The sequence below is a fragment of the Streptomyces sp. NBC_00209 genome (assembly GCF_045206345.1).
Classification (GTDB): domain Bacteria; phylum Actinomycetota; class Actinomycetes; order Streptomycetales; family Streptomycetaceae; genus Streptomyces.
On record NZ_CP108121.1, the window covers coordinates 6,727,424 to 6,749,368 of the forward strand.

2 protein-coding genes are annotated in these 21,945 nt (G+C 75.3%); both read left to right on the top strand.

What is annotated here, in order from left to right; translation table 11 throughout:
- Positions 1–91 precede the first annotated feature (91 nt).
- On the top strand, positions 92–14,377 hold the full coding sequence (locus tag OG867_RS30480) for an amino acid adenylation domain-containing protein (RefSeq protein ID WP_406290257.1): 14,286 nt from the start codon (positions 92–94) through the stop codon (positions 14,375–14,377).
- Positions 14,374–21,897, top strand: a complete 7,524-nt coding sequence (locus tag OG867_RS30485; protein ID WP_406290260.1) for an amino acid adenylation domain-containing protein — start codon at positions 14,374–14,376, stop codon at positions 21,895–21,897. Before OG867_RS30480 ends, OG867_RS30485 begins: the two co-directional genes overlap by 4 nt.
- Positions 21,898–21,945 lie beyond the last annotated feature (48 nt).

Consider the following 21,945-nt stretch of genomic DNA (forward strand, 5'->3'; position numbering starts at 1 on the left):
CGTTGTCGGCCATGGACGCCGCACCGGCACGCCCGGCTTCGTCCTGCCCTCTTCGTCCCCCCGAAAGCTCTCCCCGAAGGTGTGTCCCGGCATGCGCGAAAACGGCTCTGTCTCCCCGGAATCCGCTCCCGAAGAGTTCTTCGGGACGACCGCAGCCCAGCAAGGTGTCTGGTATGGGCAACGTGTCGACCCCGACAGCCCGAAATACAACATCGGTGAATGCTTCGAGATCCGGGGCGACCTGGACGAGGCCCTATTCGCCGCCGCCGTCGACCGCGCCTGCGAGCTGTGCGACAGCCTCAACCTCGAGTTCGTCACGGAGGGCGACATCCTCCTCCAGCGCGTCGCCCGCGAGCCCGGCGCCCGCCGGCTCCGGATCGTGGACGTGTCCGGGGCCGCCGACCCCGCCGCCGAGGTCGAGCGCTACCTGGCGACGGACATGGCCACGCCCGACGTCCTGCACCGCCCCCGCCACCACATGGCCCTGCTCCGCGCCGGCGACGGGCTGTCCTACTGGTACGTCCGCTTCCACCACATAGCCGTCGACGGCCTCGGTGGCGCCGTCTTCACCCGCATCGTGGCCGACCTCTACGGCCGCGCGGTGCGGGGCGAAGACCTCGCGGAGGCCACGCTGCCCCCGGCGCCCCTGCGCGACCTCGTCGCCGACGAGACGGCCCACCGGGAATCCGGCCGCCACGACGCCGACCGCGCCTACTGGACCGCCAGGTTCGCGGACCCGGCCCCCGAAGCGGACCCGGCCCCCCAAGCCTCCGGGGACGACGACACGCACAGCGGCCGGACGCTCATCCGCCGCCGCACCGACCTCCCCGCACCGGCGGGAGACACACCGGCCGCCCCCCGCACATCCGGCCTGCGGCTGCACAACGGCGAGTCCCTGTCCGCCGAAGTCTTCGAGGACCTGCGCCGGCTCGCCGCCGCCCACCGCACCACGTGGAGCGCCGTCCTCGTCGCCGCCGTCGCCGCGTACACCGCCCGGGTCACCGGCACCCGCGAGGTCACCGTGGGCCTCGCCTCCAACGGCCGGCACGGCGGGCTGCGGCACATCGTCGGCATGACCGCCAACATCCTGCCGCTGCGCCTGACGCCCACCGACACCATGTCCGTCGGCGAGCTCGTCCGCGAGGCCGCGGCCGAGATGCGCGGCGCCCTGCGCCACCGCCGCTTCTCCCGCGAACAACTCGCCCGCGAACGGAACACGGGCGTCGACCCGGCCCGCCTCACCGGCATCGTCGTCAACATCATGGGCTACGACTACGACCGGGAGTTCGCCGGAATCCCCGCGCCCTCCCGGGTGCTGTCGGTCGGCCCGGTGGACGACCTGTCCCTCTTCGTCTCCGAACGGGCCGAGGGCAAGGGGCCGTTGATCGGGTTCGACGCCCGCCCCGACCTCTACCACCCCGAGGACGTCCGGCTGCACGAGCAGGCCGTCGTGTCCTTCGTCTCCGCCCTGGCGGCCGCCGACCCCGGCCTGCCCCTGCGCGACCTGCCGCTCGTGGACGAGGCCACCGCCCCCGCCCTGCGCGCCCAGGGACTCGGCACCGAACTGCCCGAGCGCGCCGTCGCGCGGACCCTGCCGGAGGCGTTCCGGGACCAGGTGCGCCGCACCCCGGACGCCCCGGCCGTCGTGGACGGGGCGCACACCCTCTCGTACCGGCGACTCGGCCGGGTGGCCGATGACCTGGCGAGCGCGCTGACCGGCTGGGGCGTCGGTGCCGAGGACGGCGTCGGGGTGCTCCTGGGGCGCTCGGCCGCCGTGCCGGCCGCCACCCTCGCGGCCGTCGCCGCGGGAGCCGCCTACGTTCCGATGGACGCGGCCTGGCCCGCCGAACGGCTCGGCCGCGTCGCCGAGTCGGCCCGCGTCCGCGCCCTGATCGCCGACGAGCGGACCGCCCGCGAACCGTGGGTCCGCGAGGCCGCCGCCCAGTTGCCGCTCCTCGTCGTGGACGCGGGCGGCCGGGTGCTCGACGGTGCGCCGGAACGGCCCGGACCGCTGCCCCGGATCAGCAGACCCGGCCGGCTCGCGTACGTCATGTTCACCTCCGGCTCCACCGGCCTGCCCAAGGGCGTCGGCGTCGCCCATGCCGACGTACTGGCCCTCGCCGCCGACAGCGCCTGGACCGCCGGGGTCTCCGACGCGGTCCTGATGCACTCCGCGTACGTCTTCGACGCCTCCACCTTCGAGCTCTGGGTGCCGCTCCTGAACGGCGGCCGGGTGGTCGTCGCCCCCGGCGGCGTCCTGGAGGCGCGCACCGTCCGCGAGACGGTGGAACGGCACGGCGTCACCGCGCTGTTCCTCACGACGGCCCTGTTCAACGTGATGGCCGAGGCGGACCCCGCCGTCTTCGCCGGGCTGCGCCTGGTCGCCGCCGGCGGTGAGGCCGCGACCCCCGACCTCATGCAACGGGTCGCCGCAGCCTCGCCCCGTACGCGCGTCCTGCACGTGTACGGCCCCACCGAGACCACCACCTTCGCCACCCGGCACCCCGTCACCGCCGACACCCCCGGCGTGCCGCCCATCGGCCGCCCGCTGGACGGGATGGGCCTCCACGTCCTCGACTCCACCCTGGACCTGGTGCCGCCCGGCGTGGTGGGGGAGCTGTACGTGAGCGGGCACGGCGTCGCCCGCGGCTACCAGGGCCGCGCCGCGCTCACCGCCGCCCGCTTCGTCGCCGACCCGTACGGTCCGCCCGGCAGCCGGATGTACCGCACCGGCGACCTCGTGCGCTGGACAGCCGCAGGGGACATCGAGTACGTCGGGCGCGCCGACGGCCAGGTCAAGCTGCGCGGCTTCCGCATCGAACCGGCCGAGACCGAGCACGTCCTGCTCACCGACCCGGACGTGCGCGGCGCCTGCGTCGTCGTCCGCGAGGACACCCCCGGCGACCCCCGGCTCGTCGCCTATGTGGTGCCCGCCCCCGGAGCCCGCGCCGACACCGCCGCGCTGGCCCGCCGCGTCGGGCGCACGCTCCCCGCGTACATGGTGCCGTCCGCCTTCGTCGTCCTCGACGCCCTCCCCCTCAACCCCAACGGCAAGGTCGACCGCCGAGCCCTGCCCGCGCCCCGGACCGCCACCGGCACCGGCCGGGCACCGCGCACCGCGTACGAGGACGTGCTCGCCGGGCTGTTCGCCGACGTGCTGGGCATGAGCGCGGTCGGGGTGGACGACAGCTTCTTCGCCCTGGGCGGCCACTCGCTGCTCGCCACCCGGCTCACCGGCCGGGTCAGGGCCGCCCTCGGCGTCGAACTCGCCCTCGCCACCCTCTTCGACCACCCCACGGTCGCCTCCCTGGCCGCCGCCCTGGACATCGCGGGCGCCGCCCGCCCCGTCCTCGTACCGCAGGCCCGGCCCGAGGTGCTGCCGCTGTCCTTCGCGCAGCAGCGCCTCTGGTTCCTCAACCGGTCCGAGGCGCCCAGCGACAGCTACAACGTCCCGCTCGTCCTGGAACTCGACGGCCCCCTGGACGCCGAGGCGCTGAGCGGCGCCCTGGCCGATGCGGCCGTCCGGCACGAGAGCCTGCGCACCGTGTTCGCCGAGCACGACGGAGTCCCCCGCCAGCGGATCACCGACGCGGACGCCGCCGCGTCGCTCGTCCCCCTCACCGTCGAACACCCCCCGGCGGACGGGGACACCGACGCCTGGGAGGCGGAAACGGTGCGCCGCCTGAGCACCGCCCCCTTCGACCTGAGCCGGGACCCCGCCGTCCGCGCCCACCTGCTCCGGCACGGGCCCGCCCGGCACGTCCTGGTCCTCGTCCTGCACCACATCGTCGCCGACGGCTGGTCCCTCGCCCCGCTCTGCCGCGACCTCTCCGCCGCCTACCTGGCCAGGACGGAGGGCACGGGGACCCCGGACTGGGCGCCGCTGCGCGTCCAGTACGCCGACCACACCCTCTGGCAGCACCGGCTGCTCGGCGACGACGGCGATCCGGACAGCCTCGCCGCGCGGCAGACCGCCTTCTGGCAGGAGGCGCTGCGCGGCGCCCCCGGCCTGCTCGACCTGCCCCTCGACCGGCCGCGCCCCGCCGTGCCGAGCCACCGGGGCGCGGCCGTCCCCTTCGAGCTGCCCGCCCCGGCGCACGCCGCGCTCGTCCGGCTCGCCCGCACCGCGGGGTGCACGCCGTTCATGGTGCTCCAGGCGGCCCTCGCCGTGACGCTCGGCGCCCACGGCGCGGGCGGCGACATCCCGCTGGGCACCGCGGTGGCCGGGCGCACCGACGAGGCCCTCGACGAGTTGGTCGGCTTCTTCGTCAACACCGTCGTCCTGCGCACCGACCTCTCCGGCGACCCGGCGTTCCGCGAACTCCTCGACCGGGTCAAGCAGTCCGACATCGCCGCCTTCGGCCACAGCGACCTGCCCTTCGAACGGGTCGTGGAGGCCGTCAACCCGGAACGGTCCGGCGACCACCACCCCCTCTTCCAGACGATGCTGGTCCTCCAGAACCAGGACCGGGCCGAACCGGAGCTGCCCGGCATCACCGTCCGCGACCGCTCCCGGCACCACGGCGGCAGCAAGTTCGACCTCACCTTCTCGCTGACCGAGACCACCGGGGGCCCGGAGTCCGCCGGGGGCATCGGCGGCTACCTGGAGTACGCCACCGACCTCTTCGACGCCGCCACCGCCCGTGCCCTCTGCGCCCGCTTCGCCCACGTCCTCACCCAGGCCGTCACCGACCCCGGCCGCCCCATCGGCGACCTGGACCCCCTGACCCCGGCCGAGCGGGACGGCCTCCTCGCCCGGGGACACGGCGCGCCCCGGCCCCTGCCGGGGCGCACCACCCCCGAAGCGGTCCGGGAACAGGCCCTGCGTATGCCGGAGGCCGTCGCCGTGCGCGACGCGCACACCCACCTCACCTACGCGGAGCTCGACGCCCGGGCCGACGCCCTCGCCCACACACTGCGTGAGCGCGGTGCGGGCCCGGAGACCAGGGTCGCCATCGCCGCGCCGCCCTCCGTGCACACCGTCGTCGCGATGCTGGCCGTGCTGCGGTCCGGCGCCGCGTACCTGCCGGTCGACCCCGCCTACCCGCACGCCCGCATCCGCCACATGCTGGACGACGCGCGCCCCGTCCTCGTCCTCGCCGCCGGGGACGTGCCCACCGGCGACATCCCCCGGCTTGCCGTCGACGCCCCGCTCCGGCCCGCCACTGCGCTCTCGTACACACCGCACCCGGCGGATCCCGCGTACGTCATCTACACCTCCGGATCCACCGGCCGCCCCAAGGGCGTGGTCGTCACCCATGGCGCGCTGGCCAACCACATGGCCTGGATGGCAGGACACCTGACGGTCACTCGGGAAGACCGGGTCCTCGCGAGGACGTCCACCAGCTTCGACGCCTCCGTGTGGGAGGTGTGGCTGCCGCTGATGTACGGCGCCGAGGTGTGCGTACTGCCGTCCGGAGCCAACACGGAGCCGGACGTGCTGGTCTCCTGGATGAGCCGATTCCGCGTCACCGTCGCCCAGTTCGTGCCCTCGCACCTGTCCCTCGTCCTGTCCGAGGCGGCCCACGCCGCGCCCCTGCCCGGCCTGCGCGCCGTCCTGTGCGGCGGGGAACCCCTGCCCCGCGCCCTCGCCGAGGAGACGGCCGCGCTGTGGCGTACGGAGGTGCACAACCTCTACGGCCCGACCGAGGCCACCATCGACGCGACCGCCCACCGCGTCCCCGTTGCACCGGACACCCCCTACGAGACGGTGCCGATCGGCCGGCCCGTCGACACCATGCGCGCCTACGTCCTGGACCACCGGCTGCGGCCCGTCCCGCCCGGGGTCACCGGTGAGCTCTACCTCTCGGGCCCCAACCTCGCCCGCGGCTACCTGAACCGGCCCGGCCTGACCGCCGCCCGGTTCGTCGCCGACCCCTTCAACGGCGCCGGCGCCCGCATGTACCGGACCGGCGACCTGGTCCGGTGGAACGCGGCCGGGCTGCTCGACTACGTGTCCCGCGCCGACGACCAGGTCAAGCTGCGCGGCTTCCGCATCGAACCCGGCGAGATCGAGGCCGCCCTCCTCGCCCACCCCGGGGTCACCGCCACCTGCGCGGTGATCCGGGAGGACACGCCGGGGGAGCGCCGGCTCGTCGCCTACGCCGTCACCACGGACGAGGGGCCGCGCCCGGCCGCCCTGCGCGACGCCCTCGCGGAGGCGCTGCCGCACTACATGGTGCCCGCCGCGGTCGTCGTCCTGGACGACCTGCCGCTCCTGCCCAACGGCAAGACGGACCGGCGCCGCCTGCCCCGCCCCGACGAGGAGGCCGTGCACCCCGCCGAGGGCACCGGCGCGCTCAGCCCCCGCGAGGACCTGCTCGCCGGGATCTTCGCCGAGGTGCTGGGGCGCCCCGGCGTCGGCCGGCACGACAGCTTCTTCGACCTGGGCGGGCACTCGCTCCTCGCGATGCGCGTCGTCAGCCGGGTCCGCACGGTCCTCGGCGCCGACCTCGCCGTACGCACCCTGTTCGAGCACCCGACCGTCGCCGGGATCGCCCGGGCCCTGGACATCCGGGGGCGGTCCCGCCCGCCGGTCCGTCCCGTGGCCGAGCGGCCCGACCCGCTGCCCCTGTCGTACGCGCAGCAGCGGCTCTGGTTCCTGAACCGGCTCGACGGGCTCAGCTCCTCGTACAACATCCCGCTGGTGCTCGACATCGACGGGCCGCTGGACACCGACGCGCTGCGCTCCGCCCTGCTGGACGTCATGGAGCGGCACGAGGCGCTGCGCACGGTCTTCCCCGAACGGGACGGCGTGCCACACCAGTTGGTGCTGCCCGCCGAGGTCGTCGCGCCCCGGCTGCCCGTGGAGAGCACGGCACCGGCCTGGCTGGAGGCGGCCGTCACGGACGCCGTGGGCGAGCCGTTCGACGTGGCCGCCGATCCGCCGCTGCGGGCCAGGCTGCTGCGCACCGCGCCCGGCCATCACGTCCTCGTGCTGGTCCTGCACCACATCGCGGGCGACGGCTGGTCCCTCGCCCCGCTCGCCCGCCACCTGGGCGACGCCTACCGGACCCGCCTCGCCGGGCGGGAGCCCGAGGCCGGCGACGGGATCCAGTACGCGGACTACACCCTGTGGCAGCACACCGTCCTGGGCGACCCGGACGCCCCCGGCAGTGTGCTGCGCGAACAGCTGGACCACTGGCACACCGCGCTCGCCGGGTTGCCCGGGCTCATCGACCTGCCGCTCGACCGCCCGCGCCCGGTCACCACCGACCCCTCGGGGGCCGTGCACGCCTTCGACGTACCGCCCGGGCTGCACGCCGAACTCCTGCGCGTGGCGCGGGAGTCGGGCACCACGCTCTTCATGGTGCTCCAGGCCGCCGTGGCCACGCTGCTGCACCGGCACGGCGCGGGCGACGACATCCCGCTCGGCACGCCCGTCGCGGGCCGCACGGACGAGGCGCTGGAGGAGCTGATCGGCTTCTTCGTCAACACCCTCGTCCTGCGCACCGATTTGTCCGGTATTCCCACCTTCGGTGAACTCCTGCTTCGCGTAAGGGAGTTCGACCTTTCCGCCTATGCACACCAGGACGTGCCGTTCGAGCGGCTGGTCGAGAGCGTCAACCCGGTCCGGGCCCGCAACCACCACCCCCTGTTCCAGACCATGCTGGTCCTTCAGAACCAGGACGCCGTACGTCCCGAGCTGCCGGGGCTCGACGTCGAGGACCGGCTCGTCCACAACGGCCTGAGCAAGTTCGACCTCACCTTCGCCTTCGGGGAGGAGCGGGGCGGGGGCGGACTCACCGCCGGGATCGAGTACGCCACCGCCCTCTTCGACCGCGTCACCGTCGAGGCCCTGGCGGTGCGCCTGCTGCGGCTGCTGGAACAGGTCGCGGCCGACCCCGCCCGGCCCCTCGCGGACTACGACCTGATGACACCGGACGAGCGGACCCGCACCGCCCGCCGGGGCACCGGCCGCGAACTGCCCGCCCCCGCACCGGACACCACCCTGCCCGCGCTCTTCGCCGCGCAGGCCGGCCGCACCCCGGACGCCGTGGCCTTGACCGGTGACGGCGCCACCCTCACGTACACCGCGCTCGACACCCTCTCGGCGGACCTGGCCGGAGCACTGGCCGCGCTCGGTGCGGGCCCGGAGAACGGCGTCGGCGTGCTGCTCTCCCGGTCACCGGCCGTCGTCTCCGCCTCCCTCGGCGCGGTGCGGGCCGCCGCCGCGTACGTGCCGATGGACGCCCGCTGGCCCCGGGAACGGCTCGACCAGGTCGCCGACGTGGCGGACGTGCGGGTCCTCGTCGTGGACGAGGCGGCCGCCGCCTCCGCCTGGGTGACCGAGACCGCCCGCCGCATCCCGGTCCTCGTCGTGGACCGCACCGGCCGCGTCCTGCGCGGCACGCCCCCGGCTCCCGGCAGGCCCGTCCCCGTACCGGGCCCGGACACCCTCGCGTACGTCATGTTCACCTCCGGCTCGACCGGGCTGCCCAAGGGTGTCGGCGTCAGCCACGCCGACGTGGCTGCGCTGGCCGAGGACTCAGCCTGGCACGGCGGCGCGGCCGACACGGTCCTCATGCACTCCGCGTACGTCTTCGACGCGTCCACCTTCGAGATGTGGGCGCCCCTCCTGCGCGGCGGCACGGTCGTCGTCGCACCGGAAGGCGTCCTGGAGGCCGGGACGCTGCGCGACGCCGTCCGCGAACAGGGCGTCACCGCGGTGTTCCTGACGACCGCTCTGCTGAACGTGATCGCGGACACCGACCCCGGCGCCTTCGCCGGACTCCGGCTCGTCTGCGCGGGCGGCGAACTCGCCTCGCCCGATGCCATGCAGCGGGTCGCGGGCGCCGCGCCCGGTGTCCGCGTCCTGCATGTGTACGGCCCCACCGAGACCACCACCTTCGCCACCCGCTACGACGTGGCAGCCGACCTGCCGGCGGGCCCGCCACCCATCGGCCGGCCCCTGGACGGCATGCGGCTGTACGTGCTCGACGGCGCGCTGGGCCAGGTCCCGGCGGGCGTCACGGGCGAGCTGTACCTCGCCGGGCGCGGCGTCGCCCGGGGCTACACCGGCCTGCCCGCCCTGACCGCCACCCGGTTCGTCGCCGACCCCTTCGACCCGGACGGCGGCCGCATGTATCGCACCGGCGACCTCGTGAAGTGGACCCCGGACGGGCAGATCGCCTACGTCTCCCGCGCCGACAGCCAGGTCAAGCTGCGCGGCTACCGCATCGAACCCGGCGAGATCGAGTCCGTCCTCGCCTGCTGCCAGGGGGTCGCCGACTCCTTCACCGTCGTACGCGAGGACGTCCCGGGGGACCGGCGGCTCGTCGCGTACGTGGTGCCCGCCGGTGCGGTCCGCCCCGACCCGGCCGACCTCGCCGAAGCCGTCGCCCGGTCCCTGCCCGCCTACCTGGTGCCCTCCGCGTTCGTCCTGGTGGACGCCCTGCCGCTGACCGTCAACGGGAAGGTGGACCGGCGCGCCCTTCCCGCGCCCGAACAGCACGCCGCGCCCCGTGGGCGCGCAGCCCGCACCGTGCGCGAGGAGATCGTCTGCGGGCTCGTCGCCGACGTCCTCGGCCTCCCGGTCGTGGGCGCCGACGACGACTTCTTCGCCCTGGGCGGCCACTCCCTGCTCGCCACCCGGCTCGTCGCCCGCATCCGGACCGCGCTCGCCGTCGAGATCCAGGTCAAGGCGGTCTTCGAGCACCCCACGCCCGCCGCGCTCGCCGCCGCCCTGGACGGCGCCGAAACCGCCGCCCCGCCGCTGGTACGCACCCCGCACCGGCCGGACCCGTTGCCGCTGTCCTCCGCGCAGCAGCGCCTCTGGTTCCTCAACCGGTTCGAGGGCCCCAGCCCCACCTACAACGTGCCCCTGGTGCTGCGCCTGGAAGGACCACTCGACGCCCCGGCGCTGGAACGCGCCCTGATGGACGTCGTGGAACGGCACGAGAGCCTGCGCACCGTCTTCCCCGAGACCGGCGGCGTGCCGCGTCAGCTCGTCCTCGCCGCCGACCACGCCGACCTGGACCTGACCCCCCGGGAGATCCGCCCGGACGACCTGGACGAGGCGCTGGCCGCCGAAGTGGCGCACACCTTCGACGTCACCGCCGACCTGCCCGTACGGGCCCGGCTGCTCGGCCTCGGCGCCGAGTCCCACGTGCTCGTTCTCCTCGTCCACCACATCGCGGGCGACGGCTGGTCGCTCGCTCCGCTGGCCCGCGACCTCGGCGACGCCTACCGCCGCCGCAGCCGGGGCGAGGCACCCGGCCGGGCGGAACTCCGCGTCCAGTACGCCGACTACACCCTCTGGCAGCGCACCCTCCTCGGCGACGAGAACGACGCGGGCAGCCGGGCCGCCCGTCAGCTGGACTTCTGGCGCACCGCGCTGGCCGGCAGCCCCGGACTGCTCGCCCTGCCCCTGGACCGGCCGCGCCCCGCCGTCCTCACCTACCGGGGCGACGCCTTCACCTTCCCCGTGGACGCGGACACCCACCGGGCGCTCGCCGACCTGGCCCGCGCCCGGGGATGCAGCCTGTTCATGGTGCTCCAGGCGGCCCTGTCCGTCCTGCTCTCCCGGCACGGGGCCGGCGAGGACATCCCCCTCGGCACCGCCGTCGCCGGACGCACCGACGAGGCCCTGGACGACCTGGTGGGCTTCTTCGTCAACACCCTCGTCCTGCGCGCCGACCTGACCGGCGACCCCACCTTCACCGAAGTGCTCGACCGGGTGCGGGCGTACGACCTGGCCGCCTACGCCCACCAGGACCTGCCGTTCGAACGGCTGGTGGACGCACTCGCCCCGGCCCGGGCGCAGGACCACCACCCGCTCTTCCAGACCATGATCGTCCTCCAGAACCAGGCGGACACCGCGCTCGGCCTGGACGGCCTCACCGTGACCGAGCAGCCCGTGCGGACCGGGATCAGCAAGTTCGACCTCACCTTCACCTTCACGGAGACCCGCGACGCCACGGGCCGGCCCACCGGGCTCGACGGCAACCTGGAGTTCTCCACCGACCTCTTCGACCCCGCCACCGCGCACGCCCTGGCCGCGCGCCTGACCCGCCTGCTCGCCTCGCTCGCCGCCGACCCCGACGGGCGCGTCCGCACCGCCGCGTTCCTGGCCGCGGCCGAACGCGCCGACCTGGACCGGGCCGCCCCCGGGCCCGTCCGCCCGATCCACGCCCGGACCGCCCCCGAGGCGTTCCGCGCCCAAGCCGCCCGGACCCCCGGACGGATCGCGGTCCGGGCCGGTTCCCAGCAGCTCACCTTCGCCGAGCTGGACGCCCGCTCCGACGACCTGGCCCACCACCTCCACCACCGGGGCGTCGGCCGCGGGGACCTCGTCGCGCTCGCCGCCGAAGGCACCGCCGACCGGGTCGTCGCGATGCTGGCCGTCGCCAAGGCCGGGGCCGCCTGCCTGCCCGTCGACCTGGACTACCCCGAGGCCCGCGTCACCCACATGCTGGACGACGCCCGCCCCGCCCTGTTCCTGGTCCACGACGCGGCGCGGGCCGCCCGGTTCACGGCCGTGCCCCGCCTCGTGCTCGGCGACCGGTCCGCCTGGCCGGCCGGACGCGGGGCGCCACCGACCGCCGCCGCGCCGGGCCCCGACGACGCCGCGTACGTCATCTACACCTCCGGCTCCACCGGCCGGCCCAAGGGCGTCGTCGTTACCCATGGGGGGCTCACCAACCACATGGCCTGGATGGCCAGCCACTTCGGCCTCACCGACGACGACCGCGTCCTCGCCCGCACCTCGCCCAGCTTCGACGCCTCGGTGTGGGAGACCTGGCTGCCGCTGCTGCACGGCGGTGCCACCTGCCCGGTGCCGGCCGCGCTCAACCACGACCCGGCCGGGCTGCTGGCCCGGATGCGCGACGAGGGAGTCACCCTCGCCCAGTTCGTGCCCTCCCACCTCGCGCTCCTGCTCACCGAGACGGGGGCCGAGACGGCGCCCCCGGCGCTGCGGGCCGTCGCCTGCGGCGGTGAGCCCCTGCCCCGCGCCCTGGCGGCCCGGGTCACCAGGGCCTGGGCGGCCGAGGCGCACAACCTCTACGGCCCGACCGAGACCACCATCGACGCCACCGCCCACCACGTCACCGCCGGGGGAGAAGAGGGCGGCGTCCCGCTCGGCCGCCCCGTCGACAACACCCGCGCCTACGTCCTGGACACCGCGCTCCAGCCCGTACCGGCCGGAGTCACCGGCGAACTCCACATCGCGGGCGACGGCCTCGCCCGCGGCTACCTCGGCCGCCCCGGGCTCACCGCCACCCGCTTCGTCGCCGACCCCTTCGGCCCGGCCGGCAGCCGCATGTACCGCACCGGCGACCTGGTCCGGCGCGACGCCGACGGACTCCTGCATTACGTCTCCCGCGCCGACGACCAGGTCAAGCTCAACGGCTTCCGCGTCGAGCTCGGCGAGATCGAGGCCGCCCTCACCGCCGTCGACGGCATCACCGCCGCCTGCGCCCTCGTCCGCGAGGACCGGCCCGGCGAACGGCGCCTGGTCGCGTACACCGTGGGCGCCTGCCCCACCGACGGCGCACTGCGCACCCGGCTCACCACGGAGCTGCCGCCGTACATGGTGCCCACCGCCTTCGTCGCCCTGGACGCGCTGCCGCTCCTGCCCAACGGCAAGACGGACCGCGCGGCCCTCCCCGCACCGGAGTGCCCGGACACCGCCCGGCCCGGCCGGGAGCCGCGCACCGCGCCCGAACGCGTCCTGTGCGAGGCGTTCGCCTCCGTACTGCGCGCGCCCGCCGTCCGTACCGACGACGACTTCTTCGCGCTCGGCGGCGACAGCATCCTCTCCATCCAGCTCGTCAGCCGCGTCCGGGAAGCCGGGCTCGCCGTCACCCCCCGGGACGTCTTCGTCCACCGCACCCCCGAGGCCATCGCGGCCGTCGCCGCATCGCTGGACGGCGCCGCCGGCGAACCGGACGGCCACGGCACCGGCACCATGGCACCGACCCCCATCGCCGCCTGGTTCCTCGAACGCCCCGGCACCAGCGACGGCTACAACCAGTCCGGAGTGCTGAGCACCCCCGCCGGGGCCCACGAGGACACCCTCGTCGCCGCGCTCCAGCTCCTCGCCGACCACCACGACATGCTCCGGCTGCGCGTCACCCGCACCGCCGGGGGCGATCCCGTACTCGAAGCGCTGCCGCCCGGCGCCGTCACGGCCCGGCGCCGCTTCACCCGCATCGACATCGCCGGGCTCGACGCCGACGCCGCCCGGGCCCTGCTCACCGAAGCGGGCGAACGGGCCCGCAGGCGCCTGCGGCCCTCCGCCGGCGCCGTCTTCGAAGCCGTCTGGGGCGACGCCGGCCCCGGTGCGCGCGGCCGGCTGCTCCTCGTCGTGCACCACCTGTCCGTCGACGCCGTCTCCTGGCGCATCCTCGCCGACGACCTCGCCCACGCCTGGCAGGCGGCCACCGGCACGGCATCCGCGCTGCCCGCCACCACCACCTCGTACCGGCGCTGGTCCCAGCTCCTCGCCGAACAGGCCCGCACACCGGCCCGCACCGGTGAACTGCCCCTGTGGGAGGAGGCGCTGAGGACACCGGACCCCCAGCTCGGATACCGGCCGCTCGACCCCTTCCTGGACACCGCCGACGGCACCCGCACCCTCACCACCCACCTGCCCGCCACCTGGACGAAGCCCCTCCTCACCACCGTCCCCGGAGCCTTCCACGCCGGCGTCGACGACATCCTGCTCACCGCGCTCGCCCTCGCCGTCAGCAGCTGGCGGGGCCGCCCGGAGACCGCCGTCCTGCTCGACCTGGAGAGCCACGGCCGGGAACAGATCGCCGACCACATCGACCTGTCCCGCACGGTCGGCTGGTTCACCAGCCTCTACCCCGTCCGGGTCGACCCCGGCCCGCTGGACGCCCGTGACCCGGCACGCTTCGGCGCCTCGCTCGTTGAACGTGCAGTGAAGCGCGTCAAGGAACAGCTGCGCGCCGTCCCCGACCACGGTGTCGGCCATGGCATGCTGCGCCACCTCAACCCCGCCACCGGTCCCCGCCTGGCCGCCCCCGCACCCCAGATCGGCTTCAACTACCTGGGACGGTACGCGGCCCCCGGCCAGGCGGCGGACGGCGACTGGGAGGTCCTGCTCGACGCCGGCGGACCGCGCAGCCAGGACCCCGACATGCCCGTGCACCACGTCCTCGACATCAACGCGCACACCGAGGACCTGCCGGAAGGCCCCCGCCTGGTGGCCCGCTGGACCTGGCCCAGCGACCTGCTGAAGGAGGAGGACGTGGGCGCACTCGCCGACGCGTTCAACCGCGCCCTGCGCGCCGTCGCGGAACACGTCGAACAGCCCGGAGCAGGCGGCTACACGCCGTCCGACCTTCCCCTGGTCTCGCTCAACCAGGCCCAGATCGACCGACTGCAGAACAAGTGGGGTGGACGCAAGTGAACGGGTTCCAACTGGAGGACGTACTCCCGCTGACGCCGTTGCAGGCCGGCATGTACTTCCACGCCCTGTACGACTCGCACGCCGTGGACGTCTACACCGCGCAGTTCGTCTTCGACCTCGAAGGGCCCGTCGACGTCCCCACCCTGCGCGCCGCCGTCGCCGGCCTGCTCCGCCGCCACGCCAACCTGCGCGTCGGCTTCCTCCACGAGGACCTGGACGAACCCGTGCAGGCGGTCGCGGCCGAGGTCCCCGTGCCCCTGGAGGAACTGGACCTGACCGGCGCCGGCGAGGTGCCCGACCGGCTCACCGCCTTCCTCGCCGCCGACCGCACCCGCCGCTTCGACCTGGCCACCCCGCCCCTGATGCGGTTCACCCTGGTGCGGACGGCGCCGGACCGGCACCGCCTGGTCATGACGAGCCATCACATCCTGTTCGACGGCTGGTCCCTGCCCCTGCTCGTACGGGAGCTCTTCGAGCTGTACGCGGCCGGCGGCGACGACAGCGCACTGCCGCGCGTCACCCCGTACCGCGCCTACCTCGTCTGGCTCTCCCAGCAGGACCGCGCCGCCGCCCTCGACACCTGGTCCGCCGCCCTCGCCGGCATCGAGGCGCCGACCCTCCTCGCGGAGCGGGACGGCCCCGAGGGCGCCGCCGAACTGCCCGAGACGCTCGTCCTCGACCTGGACGCGGCCGTGACGGACCGGCTGCGCGAGACGGCCCGCGCCCACCGCCTCACCCTCAACACCCTGGTCCAGGGCGCCTGGGGCCTGCTGCTCGGCCACCTCACCGGACGGTCCGACGTGGTGTTCGGCACCACCGTGTCCGGGCGCCCGCCGGAGCTCCCCGGCGTCGAGTCCATGGTGGGCCTGTTCATCAACACCGTGCCCGTACGCACCGGCCCCGCGCCCGCCGAGACCCTGGCCGAGTTCCTGACCCGCCTCCAGGCCGAACAGGGCCGGCTCCTCGACAGCCAGCACGTGGGTCTCAGCGACATCCGAGGCGTCACAGGACTGGACGAACTCTTCGACACCCTCGTCGTGTTCGAGAACTACCCGATGGACGCCGAGGCCCTGCGCACCGCCCAGCGCGGACTGCCCGGCCTCGCCGTCACCGGCTTCAGCGGTACCGACGCCGCCCACTACCCGCTCACCCTCACCGTCGCCCCCGGCGACACCCTGCGGATCACCTTCGGCTACCGGGCCGCCGTGCTCGACCGCCAGGAGGTGGCCGAGACCGTCTCGCGCATGCGGCAGCTGCTGACGGCCATGGCCCAGGACCTCGGCCGGCGCGCCGACACCGCGCCCTTCCTCCTCGACGGGGAACGCGAGGAGCTGATCTTCCGGGGGACAGCCGCCGCCCTCCCCGCCGGCACCACGGCCCTGAGCATCCCGGAGACCATCGCCGGCCGCGCCGCCCGCCACCCCGACGCGGTGGCCGTCTCCGGCGCCGGCGAGCAGCTGACGTACGCACAGCTCACCGGCCTCGCGGACCGGCTCGCCGCCGCCCTGACCGGGCTCGGGACCGGGGCCGAGGACGGCGTCGGGATCCTCGTCGCCCGCTCGGCCGCCACCGTCACCGCCTCGCTGGCCACCCTGCGCGCGGGCGGGGCCTATGTGCCGCTCGACCCCCGCTGGCCCACCGAACGGCTCCACCGGGTCACCGACGTCGTCCCCCTGCGCGTCCTCGTCGTGGACGAGACGACCGCCGCACTGCCCTGGGTCCGCCAACTCGGCCCGGAAACAGCCCTCCTGACCGTCGACCGGGCCGGCCGCGTCCTCACCGGCGGCCCCGCCACCCCCGGCCCGCTTCCCGCCGCACCGGGCGGCGACCGGCTCGCGTACGTCATGTTCACCTCGGGGTCCACCGGACTGCCCAAGGGCGTCGGCGTCAGCCACGGCGACATCGCCGCGCTGGCCGCCCACCACGGCTGGGGCGCCGCCGCCGACGCCGTCCTGCTGCACTCCGCGTACGTCTTCGACGCCTCGACCTTCGAGCTCTGGGCCCCGCTCCTGCGCGGCGGACGCGTCGTCGTCGCCCCGGACGGGCCGCTCCAGCCCGACATCCTGCGGGACCTGGTGACCCGGCACGGCGTCACGGCCGCCTTCCTCACGACCGCCCTCTTCAACGTACTGGCCGAGACCGACCCCGGCTCCCTCGGCCGGCTGCGCCTGGTCGCCGCCGGCGGCGAGGCCGCCGCGCCCGGGGTCATGCAGCGCGTCGCCGCCGCCCACCCCGGCACGACCGTCCTGCACGTGTACGGCCCCACCGAGACCACCACCTTCGCCACCGCCCACCACGTCGGCCCCGACCACACCCCCGGCGGCGCCCCGCCCATCGGCCACCCGCTCGACGGCATGCGCGCCTACGTCCTGGACGCCGCCCTGAGCCCCGTGCCGCCCGGCGCCGAGGGCGAGCTGTACCTCGCGGGCCCCGGCGTCGCCCGCGGCTACCTCGGCCGGGCCGCCCTCACCGCGACCCGCTTCGTCGCCGACCCCTTCGCGGGCGACGGGGCCCGCATGTACCGCACCGGCGACCTGGTGCGCCAGGACGCCGACGGCACCGTGCGCTACGTGGCCCGGGCCGACCAGCAGATCAAGCTGCGCGGCCACCGCATCGAACCCGCCGAGATCGAAACGGTTCTGCGCGACCATCCCGCGGTACGCGCCGCCTGCGTCCTCGTACGCGAGGACCTGCCCGGCGACCGCACCCTCACCGCCTACGTCGTCCTCGCGCCCGGCGAGACACCCGACCCCGGACTGCTCGCCGCCCACGTCGGCCGGCTGCTGCCCGCGTACATGGTCCCGGCCGTCATCCAGCCGCTGGACGTCCTGCCGCTGACGCCCAACGGCAAGATCGACCGCAACGCCCTGCCCGCGCCCACCGTGCCCCGCACGGCTGCCGGGCGGGCGCCGCGCAGCGCCATGGAGGAGATCCTCGCCGGGCTGTTCGCCGACGTGCTCGGCGTGGACCGGGTCGGCACCGACGACAGCTTCTTCGCGCTGGGCGGCCACTCCCTGCTCGCCACCCGCCTCGTCGGCCGCATCCGCACCGCCCTGCACACCGAGACCGACATCCGCACCCTGTTCGAGCACCCCACCGTCGCCGCGCTCGCCACCGCCCTGGAAGGCGCGGAGGGCGGCACCCGCCCCGCCCTCGTCCCGCAGCCACGCGCCGCCGAACTCCCGCTCTCGTACGCCCAGCAGCGGCTGTGGTTCCTGCACCGGCTCGACGGGCCCTCCGCCACGTACAACATCCCGCTCGCCGTCCGCATCGACGGACCGCTCGACCCCGACGCCCTGTGCACCGCCGTCGCCGACGTCATCGCACGGCACACCGCCCTGCGCACCGTCTTCCCCGAGGGCGCGGACGGGCCGTGCCAGCAGATCACCGCACCCGGCGACGTCGTCATCCCGTTCGCCATGGAGAGCGTCGAGGAGGCGAAGCTGCGCCACCGGGTCGCCGCCGCCACCGCCGAGGCCATCGACATCGAACGCGGTCTGCCCCTGCACGCGACCCTGCTCCGCCTGGCGCCCGACGCCCACGTCCTGGTGCTCGTCGTCCACCACATCGCCGCCGACGGCACCTCGCTGGCGCCCCTCGCCCACGACCTGGGCCTCGCCTACCGCGCCCGCGCCCGGGGCGAGGCGCCCAACTGGGCCCCGCTGCCCGTCGACTACGCGGACCACACCCTCTGGCAGCGCGACCTGCTCGGCGACGAGAAGGACCCCGACAGCCTCGTCCGCCGGCAGCTCTCCCACTGGCGGCACGCGCTGGACGGGCTGCCCGAGGCGATCGAACTGCCCTGGGACCGGCCGCGTCCCGCCACCTCCCGGCACACCGGCGCCACCCTCGGCTTCTCCGTGGACCGCGCCACCACCCGCCATGTCACGGAGCTGGCCCGGGCCTGCGGTTCCAGCGCCTTCATGGTCCTCCAGGCCGCCCTGGCGACCGTCCTGTCCCGGCACGGCGGCGGTGAGGACATCCCCCTGGGCACGGCCGTCGCCGGACGCACCGACGAGGCGGCGAACGGTCTCGTCGGCTTCTTCGTCAACACCCTCGTCCTGCGCACCGATCTCTCCGGAGACCCCACGTTCCGCGAACTCCTCGGCCGGGTCCGCGCATTCGACCTCGCCGCCTACGCCCACCAGGACGTGCCCTTCGAGCGGCTGGTCGAACTCCTCAACCCCGCACGCGCCCAGAGCCACCACCCGCTCTTCCAGACCATGCTGATCCTCCAGAACCAGGCGTCCGCCGTCATCGACCTGCCCGGCCTCACCGTCACCGGGGTGCCCGCCGAGGCGGAAGTCAGCAAGTTCGACCTGTCGTTCGCGCTCACCGAGACCTACGACGACACCGGTGCCCTCGACGGGATGCGGGGCACCGTCGACTACGCCACCGAACTCTTCGACGCGCCCACCGTCCAGGGCCTCACCGACCGGCTCGTCCGGCTCCTGGCCGCCGTCACCGCGGACCCGGACCGCCCCCTGCACACGTACGACCTGCTCACCCCCGCCGAGCACAGCCGCCTCACCGCCCTCGGCACCGGGCCCGCCGACGACCTGCCCGCCACGACGGTCCCCGCGCTCTTCGAGGAGTGGGCCCGGCGCGCCCCCACCGCCCCGGCCGTCCGCGACGCGCACACCACCCTCACCTACGGCGAACTCGACGCCCGCGCCGACGCGTTGGCCGGCCACCTCGCCGCGCTCGGGGTGGGCCCCGAGGACCGGGTGGCCGTCGCGCTGCCCCGGACGTCCGAGCTCGTCGTGGCCCTGCTCGCCGTCCTCAAGGCGGGCGCCGCCTATCTGCCGCTGGACCCGGACTACCCGGCCCAGCGCCTGGCGTACATGCTGGACGACGCGCGCCCCCGCCTGCTCCTCACCACCCCGGAACTCCACCGCCGCCTGCCCGAGCACCCGGTGCCGCACCTGTACACCGACGACCTCGGCGCGAGCGGTACGGCCCCCGGGCCCGACCGCATCGACCCGGCCAACCCGGCGTACGTCATCTACACCTCGGGCTCCACGGGCCGCCCCAAGGGCGTCGTCGTCACGCACCGGGGTGTGCGCGCCATGGCCGGGACCCAGAGCGAGCGGCTGCGCGTCGGACCGGGCAGCCGGGTGCTGCACATGGCGTCGGTCAGCTTCGACGCCGCGTTCTGGGAGCTGTGCATGGGGCTGCTCACCGGCGCCTGCCTGGAGATCGACACGCGCGACGCCCTGCTGCCGGGACCGGCCCTCGCCGGCCTGGTCCGCGACCGGGGCGTCACCCACCTCACCATCCCGCCCGCCGCCCTCGCCGTGATGCCCCCGGACTCCCTGCCCACCGGCCTCACCATGGTCCTCGCCGGAGAGGCGTGCCCGCCCGCTCTCGTCCACGCCTGGGCCAAGGACCGCTTCCTCGTCAACGCCTACGGCCCGACGGAGACCACCGTCTGCGCCACCATGAGCACCTTCCAGCACGCGGAAGGACCCCTCGCCCCCGACCGCACCGTCTCCATCGGCGCCCCCGTCGACGGCACCCGCGTCCACGTCCTGGACGACCGGCTGGCCCCCGTGCCGCCCGGTGTCACCGGCGAGCTGTACGTCGCCGGGGAGGGCGTCGCACGCGGCTACCACGGCCGGGCCGGCCTCACCGCCACCCGCTTCGTCGCCGACCCCTTCGACAGCGAGGGCGGCCGGATGTACCGCACCGGGGACCTGGTGCGGTGGACGCCGGACGGCCGCCTGCTCTACGTCTCCCGGGTGGACGACCAGGTCAAGCTGCGCGGCTTCCGCATCGAACTCGGCGAGATCGATGCGGCGCTCAGCTCGCACCCCGGGGTCGCCGCCGCCTGCGTCACCGTCCGCGAGGACCGCCCCGGCGACCGGCGCCTCGTCGCCTACACCGTGCCCGCCAACGGCGCCGACGCCCCCGGCTGGGCCGAACTGCGCGCTCACGTCGCCGCCACCCTGCCCGAACACATGGTGCCCGCCGCCCACGTCCGGCTCGACGCCTTCCCCGTGACGCCCAACGGCAAGACCGACCGGCGCGCGCTGCCCGCCCCCGAGAGCCCCGTGGCGGCCGGCGGGCGGGCCCCGCGCACCGCCCGTGAACGGGCCCTGTGCGAGGTGTTCGCGCAGACCCTCGGAGTACCCGAGGTCGGCGTCACCGACGACTTCTTCGCGCTCGGCGGCCACTCGCTGCTCGCCGTCACCCTCGCCCGCCGGATCGGGGAACGCTGCGGGGTGCGGCCCTCCCTGCGCGCGCTGTTCGCGACGCCCACCGTCGAGGGTGTCGACCGGCTGCTCGGCCGGGCGCCGGGCGAGGAGGAGCAGGAGGAAGCGGCCGCGCCGGACTTCGCCGCCGAGGTTCGGCTCGCGTCCGACATCGCCGCCGAGCGCCGGGGCCCCGGGGAGCGCCGCCCCGCCCGCCCCTCCGCGCGGCCGCTGCTCACAGGCGCCTCCGGCTTCCTCGGCGCGTTCCTGCTGCGCGACCTCATCGAGGCCACGGACGGCCCGGTCGACTGCCTCGTACGGGCCGCGAGCCCCGACAGCGCGGCCCAGCGGATCCGGGTCAACCTGGAGCACTACGGCCTGTGGCAGTCCCGGTACGCCGACCTGATCCACCCCGTCCCCGGTGACCTCGCCACCCCCGGCCTCGGCCTCGATCCCAGTGAACGGACCGCCCTCGCCCGGCGCCTGGGACCCGTGCTGCACAACGGGGCACGCGTCAACTTCGCCGCCCCGTACGGAGATCTGCGCGCGCCCAACGTGGGCGGCACCGAGGAACTGCTGCGGCTCCTCGCGGACTCCGGGTCGCCCGGCCTGCACTACGTCTCCACCACCGGTGTGTACGCCCCGTCGCGCGGGACGGACCCCGCACCGCTCACCGAGTCGTCCCCGACCGGTCCGGCGGACGGCCTGCCCGACGGGTACGCGCAGAGCAAGTGGGTCGCGGAGCAACTGGTGGGCCTCGCCCGCGAGCGCGGCCTCCCGGTGACCGTCCACCGCCCGGGCCGCATCAGCGGTGACACCGCCACCGGTGCCTGCCAGGACCGCGACCTGCTCTGGCAGCTCATCAAGGGCTGCCTCCAGGCCGGCGCGGTGCCCGATCTGGCGCACGGCACGACGGACTGGGTGCCGGTGGACTACGTCAGCGCCGCCGTGGCGGCCCTCAGCACCGCCGAAGGGCCCGGGGCACCGGCGTACCACTACACCAACCCGGACGCGCCGGGCCTGGACCGCGTCTTCGAGGCGGCGTCCCGCCTCGGGTACGAGCTGCGCCCCGTGACCCCCGGGGAGTGGCGGGCCTGCGTGGCCGAACACCCGGACAACGCGGCGCAGTTGTTTCTCGGTGACGACGGCGGGACCGGCGAGGACGAGGCGGACCACCGCCGCTTCGACTCCGGCCGCACGGCCCGGGCGGCGGCGGCGGCGGGCGTGCGCCAACCGCCCCTCACCGAGGAGGTTCTGACGCGTTATCTGACGTACTTCCAGGTCACGGGCTTCCTGCCGGCCCCGGGGGCGCTTCCCGGGGCTTAAAAGATCATCAACCGTCAGGTCCCCGGCGATTCGCATACAACCATCCGT

Excerpts from the sequence above, each read along its gene's own strand:
- OG867_RS30480 (WP_406290257.1), top strand. The coding sequence starts at position 92 with ATGCGCGAAAACGGCTCTGTCTCCCCGGAATCCGCTCCCGAAGAGTTC.